Origin of the sequence: Streptomyces albipurpureus (assembly GCF_023701525.1) — a bacterium.
GTDB lineage: Bacteria > Actinomycetota > Actinomycetes > Streptomycetales > Streptomycetaceae > Streptomyces > Streptomyces albipurpureus.
The window spans coordinates 444171-463340 of record NZ_JAMQAW010000002.1 but is presented as its reverse complement, the minus strand read 5'-3'; the positions used below and the strand labels follow the sequence as shown (position 1 = coordinate 463340).

16 protein-coding genes are annotated in these 19170 nt (G+C 68.5%); 10 read left to right on the top strand and 6 right to left on the bottom strand.

The window, feature by feature from the left end; all coding sequences use genetic code 11:
- Positions 1-239: 239 nt before the first annotated feature.
- Both NBG84_RS03040 and NBG84_RS03035 read right to left on the bottom strand, forming a co-directional pair.
- Positions 240-3875 (bottom strand): nSTAND1 domain-containing NTPase, encoded by a 3636-nt coding sequence (locus NBG84_RS03040; protein ID WP_250917645.1) that lies wholly within the window; start codon positions 3873-3875, stop codon positions 240-242.
- Positions 3876-3963: 88 nt separating this feature from the next.
- The gene (locus NBG84_RS03035) at positions 3964-4470 is read right to left on the bottom strand and encodes a DinB family protein (protein ID WP_250917644.1); all 507 of its coding nucleotides are present in this window, start codon (positions 4468-4470) and stop codon (positions 3964-3966) included.
- Between the two features lie 258 nt (positions 4471-4728).
- Here NBG84_RS03035 and NBG84_RS03030 point away from each other — a divergent pair, with 258 nt between their 5' ends.
- Both NBG84_RS03030 and NBG84_RS03025 read left to right on the top strand, forming a co-directional pair.
- Positions 4729-5928: a serine hydrolase domain-containing protein gene (locus NBG84_RS03030; protein WP_425608559.1), complete on the top strand. Its 1200-nt coding sequence runs from the start codon at positions 4729-4731 to the stop codon at positions 5926-5928.
- 138 nt (positions 5929-6066) lie between these two features.
- Positions 6067-6492 (top strand): DUF6892 domain-containing protein, encoded by a 426-nt coding sequence (locus tag NBG84_RS03025; RefSeq protein ID WP_250917642.1) that lies wholly within the window; start codon positions 6067-6069, stop codon positions 6490-6492.
- A 144-nt stretch (positions 6493-6636) separates the two neighbouring features.
- On the opposite strand, the gene NBG84_RS03020 is transcribed toward NBG84_RS03025, so the two are convergent.
- Positions 6637-7266: a chloramphenicol phosphotransferase CPT family protein gene (locus NBG84_RS03020; protein WP_250917641.1), complete on the bottom strand. Its 630-nt coding sequence runs from the start codon at positions 7264-7266 to the stop codon at positions 6637-6639.
- Positions 7267-7590: 324 nt separating this feature from the next.
- The gene (locus tag NBG84_RS03015) at positions 7591-8349 is read right to left on the bottom strand and encodes a MerR family transcriptional regulator (protein WP_250917729.1); all 759 of its coding nucleotides are present in this window, start codon (positions 8347-8349) and stop codon (positions 7591-7593) included.
- 294 nt (positions 8350-8643) lie between these two features.
- Between NBG84_RS03015 and NBG84_RS03010 the strand changes: the two genes are divergently transcribed.
- From NBG84_RS03010 to NBG84_RS03000, 3 genes are all read left to right on the top strand, one after another.
- Positions 8644-10317 carry an ABC-F family ATP-binding cassette domain-containing protein gene (locus tag NBG84_RS03010; RefSeq protein ID WP_250917640.1) on the top strand — a complete coding sequence of 558 codons (1674 nt, stop codon included), beginning with the start codon at positions 8644-8646 and terminating at the stop codon, positions 10315-10317.
- A gap of 5 nt (positions 10318-10322) precedes the next feature.
- Positions 10323-10928: a TetR/AcrR family transcriptional regulator gene (locus NBG84_RS03005; protein WP_250917639.1), complete on the top strand. Its 606-nt coding sequence runs from the start codon at positions 10323-10325 to the stop codon at positions 10926-10928.
- 419 nt (positions 10929-11347) lie between these two features.
- Complete coding sequence (locus tag NBG84_RS03000; protein WP_250917638.1) at positions 11348-11545, top strand: hypothetical protein; 198 nt, start codon at positions 11348-11350, stop codon at positions 11543-11545.
- 58 nt (positions 11546-11603) lie between these two features.
- Here the strand turns inward: NBG84_RS03000 and NBG84_RS02995 are convergent, their stop codons facing one another.
- Positions 11604-11771 carry a hypothetical protein gene (locus NBG84_RS02995; RefSeq protein ID WP_250917637.1) on the bottom strand — a complete coding sequence of 56 codons (168 nt, stop codon included), beginning with the start codon at positions 11769-11771 and terminating at the stop codon, positions 11604-11606.
- Positions 11772-11812: 41 nt separating this feature from the next.
- On the opposite strand from NBG84_RS02995, the gene NBG84_RS02990 reads away from it, so the two are divergent.
- The gene (locus tag NBG84_RS02990; RefSeq protein WP_250917636.1) at positions 11813-12655 is read left to right on the top strand and encodes a helix-turn-helix domain-containing protein; all 843 of its coding nucleotides are present in this window, start codon (positions 11813-11815) and stop codon (positions 12653-12655) included.
- A gap of 133 nt (positions 12656-12788) precedes the next feature.
- Positions 12789-13847: a methyltransferase gene (locus NBG84_RS02985; RefSeq protein WP_250917635.1), complete on the top strand. Its 1059-nt coding sequence runs from the start codon at positions 12789-12791 to the stop codon at positions 13845-13847.
- Positions 13848-13941: 94 nt separating this feature from the next.
- On the opposite strand, the gene NBG84_RS02980 is transcribed toward NBG84_RS02985, so the two are convergent.
- A complete protein-coding gene (locus NBG84_RS02980; RefSeq protein ID WP_250917634.1) occupies positions 13942-14550 on the bottom strand; it encodes a TetR/AcrR family transcriptional regulator in 609 nt (202 codons plus the stop codon).
- A gap of 95 nt (positions 14551-14645) precedes the next feature.
- Between NBG84_RS02980 and NBG84_RS02975 the strand changes: the two genes are divergently transcribed.
- From NBG84_RS02975 to NBG84_RS02965, 3 genes are all read left to right on the top strand, one after another.
- Entirely contained in the window at positions 14646-15920 is a 1275-nt protein-coding gene (locus NBG84_RS02975; protein WP_250917633.1) for an MFS transporter, read from the top strand.
- Positions 15921-15931: 11 nt separating this feature from the next.
- On the top strand, positions 15932-17584 hold the full coding sequence (locus NBG84_RS02970; RefSeq protein WP_250917632.1) for a beta-N-acetylhexosaminidase: 1653 nt from the start codon (positions 15932-15934) through the stop codon (positions 17582-17584).
- 328 nt (positions 17585-17912) lie between these two features.
- Positions 17913-19127: a serine hydrolase domain-containing protein gene (locus NBG84_RS02965; protein WP_250917631.1), complete on the top strand. Its 1215-nt coding sequence runs from the start codon at positions 17913-17915 to the stop codon at positions 19125-19127.
- The last annotated feature ends 43 nt before the right edge of the window (positions 19128-19170 follow it).

The following is a 19170-nucleotide window of genomic DNA, read 5'->3' as shown; positions in this document are numbered from 1 at the left end:
GCGGAAGTGCGCAGGAGGGCGAAGGCGCCCCCGGCACCTGGGGCGGATGTCGCCCCCCGGCAACCCGGGCTGATGGGCCGCGAATCGGCGACGGCGGTGGGTAAGTCGTCGCCGATCGGCCGCGCAGTCTTTTCGATCATGATTTATTGAACGAGGGAAGCCCCTTCAGGTCACACCCGGATCGGGTACCCGTAGCCGTGGTGGCCGCTGCCTGGTCCCCAGGGCCGCCCGCCCGCTCGTCAGGGACAGATATCGCGGTGGGGAACGCTCGGGAGGTAGACCGCCCATTCATGGGCCGGGAAGGTCAGCTCTGACCGCTTGCACACCGTGTCGGCCATTTCAGCGGCGCGCAGGGAGTAGAGCCGGGAGGCGGTGTGCGGGGTGGTCACCCGCAGCCCGCGAGCATCCGAGGTGAAGGCCAGCGCCAGCACCGGTCCATGGGCGGGCGGTAGCGCCACTCCCTTGGAACGAGGTGCCGAGGTGTCCCACACCCGTATCGCCCCGCTGGCGTCGCCCGCCGCGAGCTTGCCGCCATCACGGGAGAAGGCGAGCGCATGTGTGATGCTTCCAGGGCCGGGGTCGTCGGGCGGCTCCCCGGGGCTGAGTACCGCGATGCGGCGCAGGCCCTCGGACTCCCAGAGGGTGGTCCGGCCGTTGCCATCGCTCATCGCCGTCAGACGACGGTCATCGCTGACCGCTATCGAAAGGATCTGGCCCTCTCCCTGGGCGATGAACTGGTCCTCCCCGGCGATGTCCTGAGTGATGCGCTGGCGATCGGTGGTGATGAGGGAGTCAGACGTTCCGGTGGTGAGCACGGCACCCACGTTTCCCTCGCGCAGCATGGCCCACTGCGCACCCTTCTCGCCGGGGGGCGCGGTGAGTGCGTCGATCTGCTGGTCTGCGGGCTCACCATGGGAGATGACGACCTTTCCCCCTGAGTCGGTGAGGGTGAGCCCGGTGACGCCGGGCGGTGCGGGCGGCGTGGCCTCGGTCGTACCGCTGCTGAGGTCGCGCACCTTCACCCGGCCCGAGGCATCCAGAAACGCGAACTTCTCACTGTGCCGGTCGAACGCCATCCACCGGCGACAGGAAACGCAGGGGGGGACCGCCCCGAGCGCGCGGCCCCGCAAGGCCCCGTCACTGCCCCTGAGCTCAAAACTTCCCGCGCGTACGGTGCCGAGGCTCGCACCGTCCGGGCTGTACGCGGCGCTCATGAGTGGGGCCCGCTCCCAGTCATCGGGCTTGGTGGCTCCGAAGTGGATGGTCCGCACGGTGAAGGCGTGCTCCTCGCCCGCCGCACCCGCCGCATAGCGGATGACTCCCCGCGCCATGTCCAGTCGCAGGGCGAAGAGACTCGCGCCCTGGACCGGAAGCCGCAGTACGGGAAACGAGGGATGAGCGGTCCGCCACAGCAGGATCTCGTTGTCCGCGACCATGGCGAGATGGGCCCCGTCCGCGCTGAACGCCAGATGATGGGACCGCCCCGACAGTTCGATTCTGGGACGTTGCTTGCCCGAACGTACTTCCCAGGTGGAGACGCCTCTGGCAGTGCTGACCGCGATGGCCTGCCCGTCGGGGGTGAAGTGAAAGGCGTCGTCTCGGCAGGCATCGATCGAATTCAGCCAGGGGGTCGGCAGCTTGCGGCGCTGTCGGATGTCCCACACCTGAGGCGTGCCCCTCATGGTGCAGTACGCCATGAGCCGGTTGTCCGAAGAGATCTTGAGCGTGAGAACGAAGTCCCTCTGGTGGTCGATGTGCAGCAGAAGGCGACCGGTACGGATATCCCGCAACTCGACCCCTCGGAGCCAAGCCCAGCTGGCTAACAGATCTCCACCTGGGCTGAACCATCCTGCTGGCCTTCCATTGTTGGCCGTCCCCAACGCGGGTCCCACCAACCGTCCCGCCGCCAGGTCCCAGAGCCGAATGCGTTCGCCGCTCACCACGGCCGCCCTGCGCAGATCCGGAGCGAGGCCCAGCGATCTGTGCTGATCCAGGCCCTTCAGTTCGGGCAGCCGGTGCTCGCCCGCCACATCCCAGCTCTCGGTGCGGTCCTGGCCGAGACTGATCACCGTTCGACCGTCCGCGCTCAAGGCGCGCCACCCTCGGCCATGGCCCGGTGAGAAGTCCGGTGGGGGAGTGAAGGCGGCCACTTCGGGCTGTGCCCCGGCAGCGAAGAGCGCCTCCCTGGTCTCCGGGAGATCCGCCAACCGCCAGGCCGCGAGACTCAACTGAAGTGCGGTGGTGGGATCGGTGACGCGCATGGTGTCCGCGATCTGGGCCACCCGTCGTGCCTCCGCCTCGATGGCCCGACGATCGCTCTCTTCGCTCTCCCCCCAGGCGAACGCCCCCGCCAGGGCGGCGAGACAGAGCAGGATCGAGAGGCAGACGGTGGAGAAGCGCAGCCGGCGGGTGGTGCGGGCCGCTGCGCGCAGGGCGTCGTCATGAGCGCGCAGGGAAGCCAGAAGGAAGGTCCGCTCCTGTGCGGTGAGCACGTCCAGGACGGGGAACGCCTCCCTCGCCGCCTCCAGTTGAGCGCCCCGGTAGAGCGCGCCCTGATCGCGGTGCAACTCCTCCCAGACCCGGGCCGACGCGGTCAGCCGCTGGTGCAGTCGCAACACCTCACGGTCGGTCTCGACCCAGCCGCGCAACCGGGGCCAGCCGGTGATGAGGGCCTCATGGGCGAGATTCACCGCGTTGTCGTCGACGGTGAGCAACCGTGCGTGCACCAGTCGCTCCAGGACCTCGGCGGACTCGGGGAACCGCAGCAACTCCAGCCGTTCGGCGGGGCGGCGGGTGTCCTCGGTGGCTTCACCCGGTGATATCAGCCGTAGCAGCAGCGCCCGAGCGGCCCCTGCCTCGGCCTTGGTGAATGTGCTGAAGAGCCCTTCCGCCGTGTGCGCGATGGCTCCCTGGATACCGCCGATCGACTCGTACGCCGCCGTGGTGAGGACCCGGCCGCGACGGCGCCGCCAGGTTTCCAGCAGGGCGTGGGACATCAACGGCAGCCCGCCGGGCTCAGCTCCGACATCAGCGACGATCCGGGTGGTCAGCGCGCGTTCCACCTGGAGCCGCTCCGCGGTGGCGGGTCCGGTGACCGCCTCCCGCAACTGCTCCGAGGTCATGGGACCGACCAGCAGGACGGAGTCCGTCAGCGCGGCTGCGAGGGCGGGGTTCTCGGCGCAACGGCCGTAGAAGTCGGCCCTGATGGCGATCACGATCCGGGCGGGGGAGTTCAGCAGCGCACCGATGTAGGCATCACGCTGGGCCCGGTCGCGGCAGACGGTGAAGAGCTCCTCGAACTGGTCGACCAGCACCAGCGCGCCTTCGGTGAGCAGTTCGGGCCGGATGCGCGCCGGGCAGGGTGTGATGATCCGGATCACTGTGGGGGCATCGTCCTGCGCTCGGACGGCCGGGACCAGCCCGGCCCGCAGCAGAGAGGACTTTCCGCTGCCCGATGCCCCGACCAGTGCCGTGACCGGCCGTCGGCGCATGATGTCCAGCAGGTCGGCGATGAGTTGGTCCCGGCCGAAGAAGTGATCACTGTCCTCGGTGCCGTAGCGGGCGAGACCCGGGTACGGGGCCTGGGTGCCGTCGTCGTGTGCGATGACGGGTTCATCGGCCGCCGCCGCGTGCCAACGCTTCTCCCACACCTCCGCGTCCCCGCCGCAGGCGGCGACATAGGCGAGGGCCACGGGGAGCGAGGGCAGCCGGTCGCCGGCTGCCGCGATGGAGAGGGTGGGCGCGGAGTAGGCGCAGTCGCGGGCCATCGCCCGGTAGGTCGGACCGCCAGCGGCCCGGCGTAACTCCCGCAGGTCAGCGGCGAAACGCTGCACCGGCCCGGCGTCCGGCTCCAACGGTTTCTCTCGACGTCCCATGTCCCGGCTCCCTCCCCTGGGGGAGGGTAGGGGAACAGTTGGGGGGAGTGTGGTGGAACCTCCTCAACCGGACAGTTGGTGCGGTTGCTTATGCGCCGGTGGTGCCGTCGATGCACTCCCGCAGGAGATCGGCGTGGCCGTTGTGGCGTGCGTACTCCTCGATGAGATGGATGAGAATCCAGCGCAACGAGAACTCCTGGCCCGCGGTCCGGGCACAGGTGTCAAGGGAGACGCCCTTGATCGCTTCCTGCCCGCGGGCGATCTCGGCCCGCCAGTCGGCGAGGACCTGCTCCATGCCCCGCTCCGGGACCAGGGTGAATCCATCGCCTTCCCATGTCCCGTACACCGGTGGGATATCGCTGCCGGGTAGCACTCGTTGGAGCCAGTTGCGTTCGACCTCCGCCATGTGCTGAACCAGGCCGAGCAAGGTCATCCCCGAGGGTTTGACCGAAGGGGTGCGGACCTGGTGGTCATCGAGGCCGGCGCATTTCAGGGCGAGGGTGGCGCGATGGAACGCCAACCAGGCCTCCAGCATGTCGCGCTCATCGGCTCCTGGAGGTGGGATGGGACGGCCGTCCGGCAGTGCGGTTTCCATGAGGGCTTCCTGCCCAGGGGGGCCGGGCCGACACCGCCCGTTCGTGGGGTGTCCCAGTGATACCCAACCGGCGTTCGATGGCTGGGATCGGGAGGGGTCGAAGCACCGCCGAGCGGGTGGTCCAGCGGCGTTCCAGCCGGGCCAACCCCTGGGAACCGGGGCTCGTTTGGCGCGGAAGCCTGGGGGTTGACCCGGACGGTACTGAGGGGGCGGGGTCGTCCGTGATGAGGATTCGGATGTCCCGAAGCGGTTGCCAGGATGAGAGCCGTTCAAGCCCGCCTCCCAGCCGATGGAGAGCCCTCTGTGACTGTCAGTCCAAGGAAACGCCGTGTCCTGCTGGCCGCCGTCTCGGCCTTTGTCGCGCTGGGGGTGACCACCGGTCCTGCCCTCGCCGGTCCAGCCGAGCCCCACTTACCCATCAGTTCGGCAACGCGCGCCGCCGAACACCCGCAGGCACAGGCCCTGCAAGCGGCACTGCTGGGACTGCCGGACGGGGAGGCGACCAGCGCGGTGGTACGCGCCGGTGGGCGGGACGGGCAGTGGGCCGGCAGCGCGGGGGTACGGGAAGTGGGCCGCAGCGGCCCGGCCCTCACCCAGGGCCGGTTCCGGGCCGGATCGGTGACCAAGGTGGTGACCGCCGCACTGGTGCTACGGCTCGCCGCCGACCGCAAGGTGGACCTCGACCGGCCGATACAACGCTATCTACCAGGGCTGTTGACGTCGGAGTTCAAGCCGATCACCGTACGCCAACTGCTCAATCACACCAGCGGTATCCAGCCCGCGGTGGGCGCCGAGATTCCCTGGGCGGAGCGGTACGCGCAACGGTTCGACACGATCGACCCCAAGGCGGTGGTCGCCGCGGGGATAGCCAGGGGGCCGGAGTTCGCTCCCGGTACACAGCAGCACTATCTGAACATCAACTACACCATTCTCGCCATGCTGGTGGAGAAGGTGACCGGACGGTCCTACGCGGAGGGCGCCGCGCGTTATGTTCTGCGACCGGCGGGCATGCGGAACACCTCGTTTCCCGGTACCGACCCCTATATCCGCGGGCCGCACAACCGGGGCTACCAACTGGTGGACGGAGAGCGGGTGGATGTCACCGACTGGAGTGTGTCGGACCGCCTGGCGGCCGGGGACATGATCTCGACCCTGGACGATCTGGAGCGGCTGCTGACCTCGCTGTTCCGCGGCAGAATCGTGCCGCAGCCGCAGCTCAAGGAGATGTTCACCGTGCCCAAGGGCATCGCGGGCGCCTCCAAGAGCGCCGGGCTTGATCGGTTTGAGATCCACGGCACCGAAGCCTGGGGCAAGACCGGTGCCCGCCCCGGTTACAACACGGCAGTCGTCGCCACCCGCGATCTCTCCCGTACCGTCGTGTACTCGGTGACCGGGACCGACGCACATGCTCAGGGGCTGGCCGTGGGGATGCGTTTCGCGTTCCCGGCGTTTCGGTAGGGGCATGGCCGGTGCTCTTCGGGCTCTTCGGGCTCTTCGGGCTCCCCGGGTAGGGGAGCGGGCCGTCTGCCCGGACGGGGTGTCCTCGCGTGAAAGGGGACATGGCCGGATGTCACTGGCGTGCTCTAGGTTGACCGCATGGCTCAGTTCACCGACTTCAACTTCAAACTGCTCGTCATCGACAAGCTGATGTACTCGGACAAGACGCTGACCCCGCGGTTCGACCTCGCGGAGCGCCTGGGCGTCGGCGATCTGTTCGGCTACGCCGTGGAGCGCAACCTGGAGTACACCGTGCTCGACGAAGCCCGTACCTACTTCGAGGCACTGGAGATCAGTGAGGAACTGCTCGCCACCGTCGATGAGTTGATGGTGGACGGCGGGAACGACATCTACCACGAATGCGCTCCGGTGTGGGACGGCGAAGACGATCTGTTCGATGTGCGCTCGCTCGACGACCTCGGGCTTCTGCCCAACCTCAAACGCGTGGTGGGCGCTGAGGAAGGCCTCCTCGCGGTCCCGGACAAGCTCAGCGTTCTGGCCGCCCGCGGTATCGCGGTCGAGTAGTCGGCGCCCGCAGGACGAAGTCCCCAGGCCCTTGGGCCGCTGGTCCGCCGCCGCGGCCCCGACCCCGTTGGTGAGGTGATCGATTAGACGCCGGCACACCGCGCTACCGCGCGGTGTGCCGACTGGCTCGGGGCAGGTGTGCGGTCACCCGAGCGCCGGTGGCACGACAGGTGCGCCGAGCGGGGGCTGCAACCGTTCGAAGGCGGTGGGCGCCGGTCGGCGGGCCAGGAAGTCCTTGATCTGTTGAGCACACTCCCCTGGACGCGCACTGTCGGTGTGGACCTCCAGGTCATAGACGCCATGGGCATGGACATGAGGGAACTGGCGGGCGGCCAGCCCTGAGAGGCGGTCACCGCGGGCCTGCTCCCGGCGCTCAAGCTCCGGCAACGAACAGCGCACCCCGACCAGGACCACGTCCTGCGGGGGAAACAGCGACAGACAGTCCCGCAAGCGCCATGGCTCACTCAGAACGTGATCGACGATGACGGTGTTGTGTGCCGCGGCCATCCCCGCGACCGCGCGATGGAACCCCATCCAGGTGCGTTTCAGCATGAGCGGGAACTGCTCGGCGGAGAGCTCAGGGCTTGATCGCATGGCATGGAACGTATCCACCGGCAGATGGAAGCACGGCTCATCGAGAAGGACGGCGAGCTCCCTGGCGATGCTGGACTTGCCGGAGCTCGAAGTGCCGTTCAGGAAGATGATCAGTCCGCCTGGCACCCGCTCCGGGCCCGCTGCGGGGGAGTCGTGGAAGCCGGTGTCAGGACCGTTCATAGGGGCACCCTTGCCTGGTGTGAACGTTGGATCGATCCATGGCGTGGATACGAACCTACGGGTCAGCGACCCACGGTCACAAGGGGAGAGGGCTCACCGAGAGTGATCCGCTGATGCTTGGTCACGACCCTTGGTCCGGCCGTTCACGGTGGCCACCCGCCGTGCGGGCGGCTCTGTCGATGGGGGACGGGGGAGCTCATCGACTGGGTGCGCGGCTGCCAGGGGGACTCCCTGAGGGCCCCACCGGTGAAGTGAAGGACCTGGGCTGGATCGAGCGGGCCCCTGCCGGAGGTCCCCCGGCTCCCCGGCAGGGCATCCCGTCGGTCAGCTCAGCCGAGATCGGGCGTAGACGGCCATCGCGTCGCGCTGGTAGACGGCCAGACCAGTGGCGATCTTGTCGTAGTTGGCACGGAACTGCGGGTCGTCGACATAGGTCTGGCCCAGCCCCTGGTACCCCGCCGCGTCGGGGGTCCAGAACCGGCAGACACCCTGGTAGTGGGTGTCCATCTCGGCCTGCACCGCGGGATCGGCCACCGGTGTGCCGGCCACCATGAACTCCGCGATACGGATCATCTGTGCCGTTACCTCTCGCTGCCACTCCTCCTGGTCCTCGGCGGTCATCGTCGCGATGGCCTGCCGGGACTGCTCCCACGCCTGCGGCCATCGCTCGCGCACCTCCGCGTCGGCCGCGGCGGGCTCGAAGCCTTCGAACAGGTTCTCCGGCCTGTTGATCTGTGCCATGTCGTAGTCCTTGCCTTCCTCCAGTTCGGCGATGGTCCGCCCGACCGTGCGGGACAGTGTCTCCAGTCGATCCCGCTCCCTCAGCAACCGCCGCTGGTGCTCGCGGAGCACGGTCACGCGGTCGACCTGGCTGTCCAGCACCGCCTGGATCTCGCGCAGCCCGAGGTCCAGCTCCCGCATCAGCAGGATCTGCTGCAACCGCAGCAGATCCGCCTCCTCGTAGTAGCGGTGCCCATTGCCTCCGATCCACGCGGGCGGCAGCAGACCGATCTCGTCGTAGTGCCGCAGCGTCCGGGACGTCACCCCGGACATCCGGGCCACATCCGCGATCGACCAAGCCATCGCCGGGCCCTCCCATCGCCGGCCGGTCTCTCCGGCCACCTGGACAACCGTAGGAGTTGACGCGGCGGAAACCGCAAGTCGGAACCGGTGCCCCGCGCGGGAACCGGCAACTCGAACCGCCACACGATGGGAACGAGCCATGTGGTCGATGGGCCGACCGACCCACGACCCACCGAGCGTTGTACACAGTTCGACGGCGCCCGCTCCGCCGCCCGGGACGTCCACGCCGTTGTGCGGCCGGTGCCGGTGGGCCGGGGCGAGCCATGTTTATCACGGGTGTGATAAATATGGTCCATGGGTCATACCGAGGTAAGTGGAGTCTCGTGCACACTGCCCGACGGCCGCCCCTTGCTCGACGACATCTCGTTTCGGGTGGGGGCCGGCGAGAGGGTGGCGATGGTCGGTGCCAACGGGTCGGGCAAGAGCACCCTGTTGCGGGTCATCACCGGAGCGCTGACTCCGGACAGCGGAACGGTCAGCCGGAGCGGAAGCCTCGGCGTCATGCCCCAGTTCATCGGCGGAGGCACCGTGGGTTCGGTGTTGCTGTCCGTGGCGCCGGAGCGCCTGAGACGGGCGGCCGCACGGGTGGCGGACGCCGAGACGACGATGTCCGAACGCGGCACTCCCGCCGCGCAGATGGCCTATGCCTCGACACTGGCCGAGTGGGGTGACGCTGGTGGATACGAGGCCGAAGTGCTGTGGGACGTCTGCACCACCGCCGCGTTGGGGGTGCCGTTCGACCGGTGCCGAGCACGGGAGATCGCCACCCTGTCCGGAGGCGAGCAGAAACGCCTCGTACTGGAAGCGCTACTGCGCGGCCCCGACGAGGTGCTGCTGCTGGACGAGCCGGACAACTTCCTGGATGTCCCGGGCAAACGCTGGCTGGAGGAGCGCCTGCGGGAGACCGACAAGAGCGTGCTGTACGTCAGCCATGATCGGGAGCTGCTGGCGCGTACCGCACAGAGCATCGTGACCGTTGAGCTCGGCGCGGCCGGCAACACCGCCTGGGTCCATCCCGAGGGCTTCGCCACCTACCAGGACGCGCGCGCCGCCCGGTTCGAGCGGCTCGATGAGCTGCGCAGACGGTGGGACGAAGAGCGCGGCAAACTCAAGGCCCTGGTCCAGATGTACCAGCAGAAGGCCGCCTACAACTCCGATATGACCTCGCGCTATCGGGCGGCCCAGTCCCGGCTCGCCCGGTTCGAGCAGGCCGGACCGCCGCAGGCACAGCCGCGCGAGCAGCAGTTGGGCATGCGGCTCCGTGGAGGACGTACCGGTAAGCAGGCGGTGATGTGCGAGGAGGTCGGGCTGACCGGGCTGATGAGACCCTTTGATCTTGAGGTCTGGTACGGCGACCGAGTGGCGGTGCTGGGCTCCAACGGCTCGGGCAAGTCCCACTTCCTGCGCCTGCTCGCCGCGGGCGGCACCGACCCGGAACCAGCACAGGCCCCGGTGGGCGACCTGGTCATCGAGACCGTGGCGCACACGGGCCGGGCGCGGTTGGGGGCACGGGTGCGTCCCGGATGGTTCGCGCAGACACACGGTCGTCCCGACCTGGCCCACCGGACCCTGCTGTCGATCCTGCACCGCGGTGAGGAGGGACGCGCGGGGATGGCCCGTGAGGACGCTTCCCGTGCTCTGGCCCGCTACGAGCTGGCATCAGCCGCCGAGCAGGTCTTCGATTCGCTCTCCGGTGGGCAGCAGGCTCGTTTCCTGATCCTGCTGCTCGAACTGAGCGGCGCCACCCTGCTCCTGCTCGACGAGCCCACCGACAACCTTGACCTGGTCTCCGCCGAGGCACTGCAACACGCACTGGAGGGATTCGAAGGTACTGTCATCGCGGTGACCCACGATCGGTGGTTCGCTCGTGACTTCGGCCGTTTCCTGGTCTTCGGGTCGGACGCTGGTGTGTATGAGTCCGCGGCCCCGGTGTGGGACGAGAGCCGGGTCAGCCGGGAGCGGAGGTAGGGATCGTGCCTGCTCGTATCGATGCGCAGCAGCGGCGACAGCATGTGGTGGAGGCGGCTTTCCGACTCGTCGTCGCCCAGGGGCTCGAAGGGATGTCCCTGCGCAAGGTCGCCGCCGAGGCGGGGCTGAACATCGGTTCGGTGCGGCACTACTTCGACGACCACCACGATCTCGTCGCCGCCGCCGTCCGGGAGACCGGCGACCGCATGGGACGTCGTCTGGCCAGACACACTCCCGAGACGCTGGTGGGACTCCAGGGCGAGGCGGCCGTCGACGCCCTGCAGGCTCTGGTGGAGGAGGTGCTCCCGGTTGACGACGCACGATGCGCCGAGACAACCGTGCTGCTGGAGTTCATGGTCGCCGCCCGCACCAAGCCGGTGTTTCGGCCGGTGACCGAGCAGATGGCGGCGGACCTGCACCAGTTGGTCGCCGACGCGCTCGACGCCTTGGGAGTCGCCGATGTCCATGGTGAGGCCGACCGCCTCACCGCGCTCATCGGCGGATTGACCATCGACACCGTCACTCCGCACGGTTCACTCGGGGTCGACCGCCTACGCGCCACACTCCGAGCGCATCTGCGTGCCGTTCTCCCGCCTGTGCTGGAAGGGTGACCGCGCCGGGCCGGTATCGCCGGGCGTCCGATGAGCGATCATGCGCGCGGATGCGTCCGGCGGGGGCTCAAGGGCGCGTGGCCCGCTGGGATCGGGCTGGGGTTCCGTCGGTCGCGCTGGGTCGTCCTGCCCGAGCGGCAGAACCAACAACATGCGGTGAACGCGGTCGGTGACGGGCCACAGGTCCAACACGACGACACCCGACAGACCGCCGTGACCCACCTCCATGACGTACCGGCGATGGATACCGCTGTCCGCCGTCGGGTCGGGTGACGGCAGCTGGTCCCAGCGGGGATGGAGCCGTGATGGTCCGTTCGGGTGCCGTCCCGGCGCAGCGTGAGCCGCGCACGGCCTGGCCGTCGATAGGGTCCGGTCGAAGTCCACACTCGATGGCCCATCCACGATCAAGGGACCGATCCATGCGCATTCGCACCCTTCTGGCCGCCCTCGCTCTGACCGCTGCGGGGATCGCCGGCGCCTCGACCGCCGCCGCCCATGACTTCGGCGACATCATCATCACCACGGAAGCGGACCCTCGGATCGTGGTGGGATGCAGCCCCGGTTCTGTGGTGGACTCGGCGTCCGCGCAGTGCGGCATCTACGACATCCTCGGCTGAGGTCCCTCCCCGCGATCTGACATCGCGCACCCGTCAGGGATGACGAGAGGGCCTCAGGTCATCCCCGACGGATCATGCCCGCGCTCGCGGCGCCGGTACGCAGCGGAGCGCCGCGGATCATGCCGGTGTGCGGTGTGCGGTGTGCGGTGTGCGGTACGTACGCGGACACACCGGAAGGCGCCGCCCCACCGAGCGGGCCTGATCCGCTGGACAGGCCACGGAACATTCGTCCAAGACAGGGGCGACGAAGTCGGCCACGGTAGTGCCATGCGCAGCCACGAAACGGGGTCCGCCCCCATGGACCGCGATGCCGGGAACGGCTGGGAGGTCGTCCGCCCCCTCGGCGGCACGTCTCTCGACGGCACCTTCCTCGACGGCGTCCGGATTGCCGGATTCCGCGACCGTACCGCTTCCGGGCTGGACATGCAGGTACTCCCTCAACCCGCTGTGATCGTTGTCATCGGGCTGGGAGACGACCCGGTCACGGTGGAGAGCGCCACTGGGCGCCGGCCCATGCGGAGCCTCGTTGCCGCGTTGTCTCCCGGGCCGGTCCGTGTCCGGGGCGAGCGTGTCGAGTGCATCGAGGTGCGCCTGCCACCCCGGGCCGCCCACGCCGTGCTGGGCATCTCCCCGCGTGAACTGGACGGGTCCGTCGTCGGGCTTGAGGACCTGTGGGGGCGGCACGGGCGCATCCTCCCCGAGCGGTTGGCCGATGCGGCGACATGGCAGGAACGGCTCACACTGACGGAAGGGTTCCTCGCCGGGCGGGCTACCCGAGCACCGTCGATGGCACCTGAGGTCGACGGCGCTTGGAACACCATCGTGGCCCGTCGAGGCCGGATACGGGTGGGTGAGCTCGCCGCGTCCTGCGGATGGAGCCGCAAGAAGCTGTGGTCCAGGTTCACCGCCCAGATCGGGCTCACCCCCAAACGCGCGGCCATGCTGGTCCGTTTCGACCGTGCCGCCCAGGCGCTCCACGCGGGCGTGAACGCCGCCGAGACCGCCCTGACCTGCGGATACGTCGACCAACCCCATCTCCATCGCGATGTACTGGCCTTCGCCGGGTGCACACCGGGTGTCCTGGCCGGCAGGGATACGTCCGCGGGTTGACCACGCCCGCCCCCCAGCGAACGACCACCTGGTGCGACCGCCCGCAGGAGACCGGCCATCCACATCGACCACCCGCATGTGTGCCCGGACCAGTTGAGGCACCCAACCACCCCGCAGAGGAAGGAACGCACCTGTGGCAGACACCGGTGTCCGAGCAGCAGACCCGGCCGACGGAGATCTGATCGTCCGGCTGGCGTTCGGGAGCATGGCCGCGCAAACCCTGCGCGCGGCCGTTCGGTTGAGGGTGGTGGAGCTGATCGGGGACACCCGACGCGCGGCCACCGAAGTGGCGGCCGAAGCCGGAGCCGGGCCCCAGCCCATGACCCGGCTGCTGCGCGCCCTGACCGGCCTGGGGCTACTGACGGAACACGCCCCCGACTCCTTCTCGGTCACCCCCGCGGGCGCACTCCTCCACCCCGGCCATCCCAACTCCCTCACATCGTTTGCGCGAATGTTCACCGAGCCGGTGATGACACGTGCCTGGGAACATCTGGACGGCAGTGTGCGCACCGGCGAGGTCGCGTTTGACACCGTTTTCGGTACCGACTTCTTCAGCCATGTCGCCCAACACCCGCAACTGTCGGTGGAATTCAACGCGGCGATGAGCCAGGCCGTCAGGGAGAGTGCCGCCGCGCTGCCGGGCGCCTTCGACTTCGACCGGTTCACCTCGGTCACGGATGTCGGCGGAGGCAACGGAACCCTGCTCGCCGGTGTGCTCAACGCGTATCCGGGCCTCACCGGTGTGGTCTTCGACACCGCGGAGGGTCTGGCCGAGGCACAGAAGACACTGGAGCGGCACGGGCTGGAGGAGCGTTGTGCGCTGAGCGTCGGGGACTTCTTCCGATCGGTCCCCAAGGGCTCGGACCTCTATCTGATGAAGAGCATTCTGCACGACTGGGCGGATGACCAGGTGGTCACGATTCTGAGCCACTGCCGCGAGGTGCTGCCGCCGGGTGGCTCGGTCCTGATCGTGGAGCCCGTGCTCCCAGAGGTGGTCGACACCGATGCCGGTGTCACCGAGGCTGTCATCACCTATCTGAGCGACCTCAATATGCTGGTGAACGTGGGGGGTAGAGAGCGCACCCGCAAGGACTTCGAGGATGTGTGCCACCGTGCGGGGCTGTCCCTCACATCGGTCACCCCGCTCAAGGATGCCGCACCGTTCTCCCTCATCGTGGCCGTGGCCGACTGACGGGACCGCTTCCCGCCGCCGCTTGTCCTACGCGCGCATCCCGTGGCCCTCCCACCGTCGCGACCGGCTCGGCACGGCGGTGGATCACCCTGTCCTACGGCCGCCCTTCGCTCGTGACACGGTCCGCCGCCGGTGGCTGGCGCGCGAGGAAGACGGGCAGTGTGTCGCGTACGGCACGCCAGTCCGCCCCCAGATCGACCCGGTCCGGGTCGCGAAGCAGCCGCATGCGAAGACCGTCGACAATCAGCCGCAGAACGACGAGCACGGCATCGGGATCGTCGTAGTCCCTTTCCACATAGGGCCGTAGCTCGTCGAAGGACTGGTTGTTGCGGCTGAGGAAGTAGTCATGGGCTGGGTGGCGGGGATCGAGCGCCTCGGCCTCCAGCCGGATGAAGTTGGAGAGCTCCGCGGGTCGTTCCGCGTAGTACACGATCATGGCGTCGATGACTTCCAGCACGTTCTCGTAGGTCTGACCACGCGCCCAGAACTCCGCCATATCGGTCTCGTCGCGGCGTGCGAGGACCGCGGTCAGCAGGGTCGGCATATCGGGGAAGTAGTGCATCAGGCCGGGGGCGGACATTCCGCAGCGGCGGGCGAGTTCCCGCAGGGTGAGCCCGCGATAGCCCTCCTCGGCGATGACTGCCTGCGCGATGCCGAGGATCTCCGCACGGCGTGCTTCCGGTGTCATCCGCCTGGCCACCATGCTCGCTTCCTCCTTCGACGTAGGGGATTGCCCGGACGTAACCGTACCTGTACCGTCCTCGCTTATCTTACGGCTGTTAGATAAGCGAGGCCTTTATGGCTATCCAGCCTGCCGCCGATACGGCGGCACCCGAGTCCGGCCCGGCGACGCCGCGCCAGCGGCTCTCACCCCAGGTGAGACGTGTCTTCGGCTTCATCGCACCCGTCAACTTCTCGATCTATCTGGTCGTGGGCGCCGTGCCCGGTGTGCTTCTCCCGCTTCAGGTCCAGGGGATCGACGAGTCCAACAAGGCATCGAATCTGGCGATCATCGCGGGTGTCGGCGCGGTCGCGGCGATGATCGCGAGCCCGGTCGCCGGGCTCCTCTCGGACCGCACCCGAAGCCGATTCGGTCGCCGGGCGCCCTGGCTGCTCGGTGGCACACTCGCCACCGGCCTCTCCCTCATCGGAATGGGGTTCGCCCATGGCGTGGCCCAACTCGTGGTGGCCTGGACCATCGTGCAGATCGCACTCAACCTGGTCATCAGCCCCCTGACCGCTCTGCTGCCGGACCGTGTGCCGCCCGCGGTACGGGGATCCTTCGCCACGCTCTCCGGCATCGGCCTGATGTTCGGCGCACTCGGCGGCCAGGTTCTCGGAGCCACCTTCGCCGACAACATCCGCCTGGGATATCTGCTGCTGCCCGGCGGCATGCTGGTGGCGATCGCGCTCTTCCTGGTGTTCTGCCCCGACCCCAGCTCCCGCGACCAGCGGAACGACCCCTTCTCCCTGACGCTCTTCCTCAAGACCTTCTGGGTGAGCCCGCGCCAGCACCCCGACTTCTTCTGGGGCTTCCTCAGCCGTCTCACCCTCTTCACCGGCTACTTCCTGATCACCGGCTATCAGCTCTACATCCTTCAGGACCACATAGGCCTCGGCGACGACGCCGTGGGCAAGGTCGCGTTGCTCGGTGGCATCAGCCTGGCCGCCATCATCGTCTCGACGAGTGTCTCGGGCCCGCTGTCGGACCGTCTCGGTCGCCGCAAGGTCTTCGTCATCGCCGCCGCCGCGGTGATGGGGGTGGCGATGCTGGCGCCGCTCCTCATGCCCACCCTCACGGGAATGATCATCTTCACCGTGGTCTGCGGTCTTGGTTTCGGTGTCTACCAGGCCGTCGACTCGGCCCTGATGTCCGAGGTGCTGCCCTCCGCCGACACCTTCGCCAAGGACCTCGGCGTACTGAACATCGCGGCCACCCTCCCGCAGACCATCGGCCCGTTCCTCGGCGGTGCCATCGTCGTCGGGTTCGGATACTCCGCGCTCTTCCCCGTCGGCCTTGTCTTCGCCCTGATCGGCGCCCTCGCCATCGTTCCCATCAAGTCCGTTCGATAAGGAGCCCCGCCATGACGATCCCCGTCGTTCCCGCCGTCCATCGCGCAGTCACCCACGGCGCTACCCGGACCGTCGACGCCACCACCGCGGTGGTCGTTCTCGCGCCCGAGCTAGCCGATCTGGCGAAACGTTTCTCCGTCGATATCGCGCTTGATGCCGGTGTCACCCTCGCCGGTGTGACCGACCAACCCGCCGATGCCTCGATCACCCTTGACCTCAGCGATGGGCAACTGGCCGAGCTTCCTCCTGCCTCCGGTGTGCGCGCCGATGGCGTCGAGGTCGATGAGCGCCATGGCATCGAGATCACCTCGGACGGCATCCGGGTATGGGGACCCACCCCCGAGGCCGTGCACCGAGGGCTGACCACCCTGCGACAGCTGATCACGGAACGGGCGGTCGATGGTGCTGCCGTACTGGACCAGCTGCGCATCCTCGACGCACCGCGCTTCTCCTGGCGCGGACTCTCCCTCGATGTCGCCCGCACCTTCCACGATGTGGAGACGGTCCGCCGTGTCATCGACATGCTCTCCCTCTACAAGCTGAACGTGCTGCATCTCCACCTCACCGATGACCAGGGCTGGCGAGTCGAGATCCCCGACTGGCCGCTCCTCACCGAGGTCGGCGCCGCCGGGGCAATCGGTGACCGGCCCGGCGGCTTCTACAGCACGGCGGATGTGGTGTCGCTGGTTCGGTACGCCAGTGAGCGCTTTGTGACCCTCGTACCCGAGGTCGATATGCCCGGACACACCTCGGCGGTGTTCCGCTCGTACCCGCGACTGGCTCCCGCTACCGCTGAGGGCAGTGCCGGCACGGTCGGCAATCTCAACCCCGACGACGCCACCACGCTGCGCTTCGTCGATGATGTCGTCGGGGCGGTCGCGGCGCAGTTCACCACGAGTGCGTATGTCCACATCGGCGGCGATGAGGCGTTCGGTATGCCGGATGAGGCGCACGCCCGGTTCGTGGACCGGGCGATGGACACCGTCAAGCGGCATGGCCGGCGAGTCGTCGGGTGGCAGGAGATCGCCCGTGCGGGAGTGGGCCCCGGCGATCTGGTCCAGTACTGGATGGAGCCCACCTCCATCCAGTCCACCCTGGACGCGGGTTCCCTCGGCTCGATGGTCGACTCCGACGTCCTGGCGTCGATGGTGCCGCCTGAGATGCTGCCCCTTCTCGCCGAGGCACTGGGCAAGTCCATCGACGACATCCCGACCGCCCTGGCCAAGGGCGCCACGATCCTGGTCTCTCCCACCACCCGGCTCTACCTCGACCGCCCCCACGCCGAGTCGTCCACGGACATCGAGCAGGACGAGTCGCGTGCCCGGATCGGGCTCCAGGTCTATCCGGCGGCGACCCTGCGGGAGTTCGTGGAGTGGGACCCGCTCGATGAGACCCCCATGGTCGACAGCGACGCACAACTCGCGGGCGTCGAGGCCGCGGTGTGGTGCGAGACCGTGAGCGGCCGGGACGATCTGGAGTTTCTGCTGCTGCCCCGCCTCGCCGGTGTCGGTGAGAAGGCGTGGGCGGCCATCGGCGCCACCAGCTGGGACGACTACGCGGATCGCCTCGCGCCACACTCCACGGCCTGGGACCGACGGGGTTGGGCCTGGTTCCGGTCCTCGCTCGTCGCCTGGGAGTTGAAGGGCGCGGAGCTCGGCGCGTAGGTCCATCCCGTCCGAGGTCGCGATGGGCGGCGGCTGCCCCACCGTCGCCCGCCGCCTCGCCCACCCAGGGCCGGGCACCTGGCCCATGGCGACGGGGCCGGGGTGGCAACCCCCATGCCCGGTACGGCGTCCTGCCCCTGATCGGGCCCTCTTGCCCCTCTCCCGGCCCAGGCAATCGGCTTTCGGCCACTCCGCATTGGGAAATCAACCTTTCCTCCCGCTATGAGGTCATCTGTCGTGAAGGCGGTTCGCATACGCAGGACCGCCCGCGCACTGCGACCGCGTGGTCCGGACGGCCCGCGGCGCAGGGAACGGCAGGGAGCCGCACATGGGAGCACGACGAGGCAGGGCATATACGGGTGTGGTGGGGCTCGCGTCGGTGGCACTGGCCGCGACCGCGTTCACCGCGCCGGCGCAGGCGTCTTCCGGTGGAACCGGCGACGCCCCGGCGCCTTCGGGACACACCGCGACCCAGCAGGCGCTGGAGGCCATCGTGCGCGGTGGCATACCCGGCGTCACCGGTCAGGCAGTGACCAGGGACGGGGTCTGGAAGGGAACGGCGGGGGTGGGCAATCTCAAGACCGGCGCACCCCGCGGAGCCGAGGACCGCTTCCGCATCGCCAGCATCACCAAGACCTTCGTGGCGACCGTCATGCTCCAACTGGAGTCCGAGGGACGGCTTGATCTCGATGACAGGGTGGAGAAATGGCTCCCCGGAGTGGTGCGGGGCCATGGTCATGACGGCCGGAAGATCACCGTACGGCAGTTGCTCAACCACACCAGTGGGGTCTTCGACTTCATCAACGACCCGGCCTACGGGCGCAAGTACCTTGAACCCGGCTTCCTCAAGCACCGTTTCGACACCAGGACACCGCAGGTGGCGGTCGCCGCCGCCATGGCCAATCCCCCGACGTCGGCGCCCGGGACGGAGTACGCGTACTCCAACACCAACTACGTCCTGGCCGCGCTGATCATGGAGGAGGCCACCGGGAGCACCTATGAGCACGAGGTCCGTGAACGCATCATCAAGCCCCTCAAACTGCGGGCCACGGTCATGCCCGGCAACAGCTCACTCATGCCGAAGCCGAGCAGCAGGGCGTACTCCAAGGTGACCCGTGATCCCGCCGCCACGCGGATCTACGATGTCACCCTCCAGAACGCCTCCCAGACCTGGGCCGAGGGGGACATGATCTCCAGCGCGGGTGATCTCAACCGCTTCTTCGGCGCTCTGATGCGCGGAAAGCTCCTGTCGGCGACCCAACTCAAGGCCATGAAGACCACGCCTCCCAACTCTGACTACGGCCTTGGCATCGAGCGGCTGACCGCGAGTTGCGGCACCAGGGTCTGGGGTCATGGCGGAGGGTGGATCGGCTCGCTCTCCTATGCGATGACGACCGAGGACGGCAGTCACTCGTTCGCCTTCAACCTCAACGGGGACTGGAGCTCCGCGGGCATGGGCGAGGCCATGGAGGCCGAGTTCTGCGGCCCGGCAGCCGACCGCCCCACCGCGGCCACCACGGGGAAGCCCGCGGGTATCAACTGAGGGACATCTCAACGTGACGGCCCACCCGGCCGGGTGGTGGCGC

Bases quoted from the DNA above. Each gene is read 5' to 3' on its own strand.
- NBG84_RS03000 (WP_250917638.1), top strand. From the start codon at position 11,348: ATGCGCATTCGCACCCTTCTGGCCGCCCTCGCTCTGACCGCTGCGGGG.
- NBG84_RS03015 (WP_250917729.1), bottom strand. From the start codon at position 8,349: ATGGCTTGGTCGATCGCGGATGTGGCCCGGATGTCCGGGGTGACGTCC.
- NBG84_RS02980 (WP_250917634.1), bottom strand. From the start codon at position 14,550: ATGGTGGCCAGGCGGATGACACCGGAAGCACGCCGTGCGGAGATCCTC.
- NBG84_RS03040 (WP_250917645.1), bottom strand. From the start codon at position 3,875: ATGGGACGTCGAGAGAAACCGTTGGAGCCGGACGCCGGGCCGGTGCAG.
- NBG84_RS02965 (WP_250917631.1), top strand. From the start codon at position 17,913: ATGGGAGCACGACGAGGCAGGGCATATACGGGTGTGGTGGGGCTCGCG.
- NBG84_RS02970 (WP_250917632.1), top strand. From the start codon at position 15,932: ATGACGATCCCCGTCGTTCCCGCCGTCCATCGCGCAGTCACCCACGGC.
- NBG84_RS03025 (WP_250917642.1), top strand. From the start codon at position 6,067: ATGGCTCAGTTCACCGACTTCAACTTCAAACTGCTCGTCATCGACAAG.
- NBG84_RS03030 (WP_425608559.1), top strand. From the start codon at position 4,729: ATGAGAGCCGTTCAAGCCCGCCTCCCAGCCGATGGAGAGCCCTCTGTG.
- NBG84_RS02995 (WP_250917637.1), bottom strand. From the start codon at position 11,771: ATGTTCCGTGGCCTGTCCAGCGGATCAGGCCCGCTCGGTGGGGCGGCG.
- NBG84_RS02990 (WP_250917636.1), top strand. From the start codon at position 11,813: ATGCGCAGCCACGAAACGGGGTCCGCCCCCATGGACCGCGATGCCGGG.
- NBG84_RS03035 (WP_250917644.1), bottom strand. From the start codon at position 4,470: ATGGAAACCGCACTGCCGGACGGCCGTCCCATCCCACCTCCAGGAGCC.
- NBG84_RS03020 (WP_250917641.1), bottom strand. From the start codon at position 7,266: ATGAACGGTCCTGACACCGGCTTCCACGACTCCCCCGCAGCGGGCCCG.
- NBG84_RS03010 (WP_250917640.1), top strand. From the start codon at position 8,644: ATGGGTCATACCGAGGTAAGTGGAGTCTCGTGCACACTGCCCGACGGC.
- NBG84_RS02975 (WP_250917633.1), top strand. From the start codon at position 14,646: ATGGCTATCCAGCCTGCCGCCGATACGGCGGCACCCGAGTCCGGCCCG.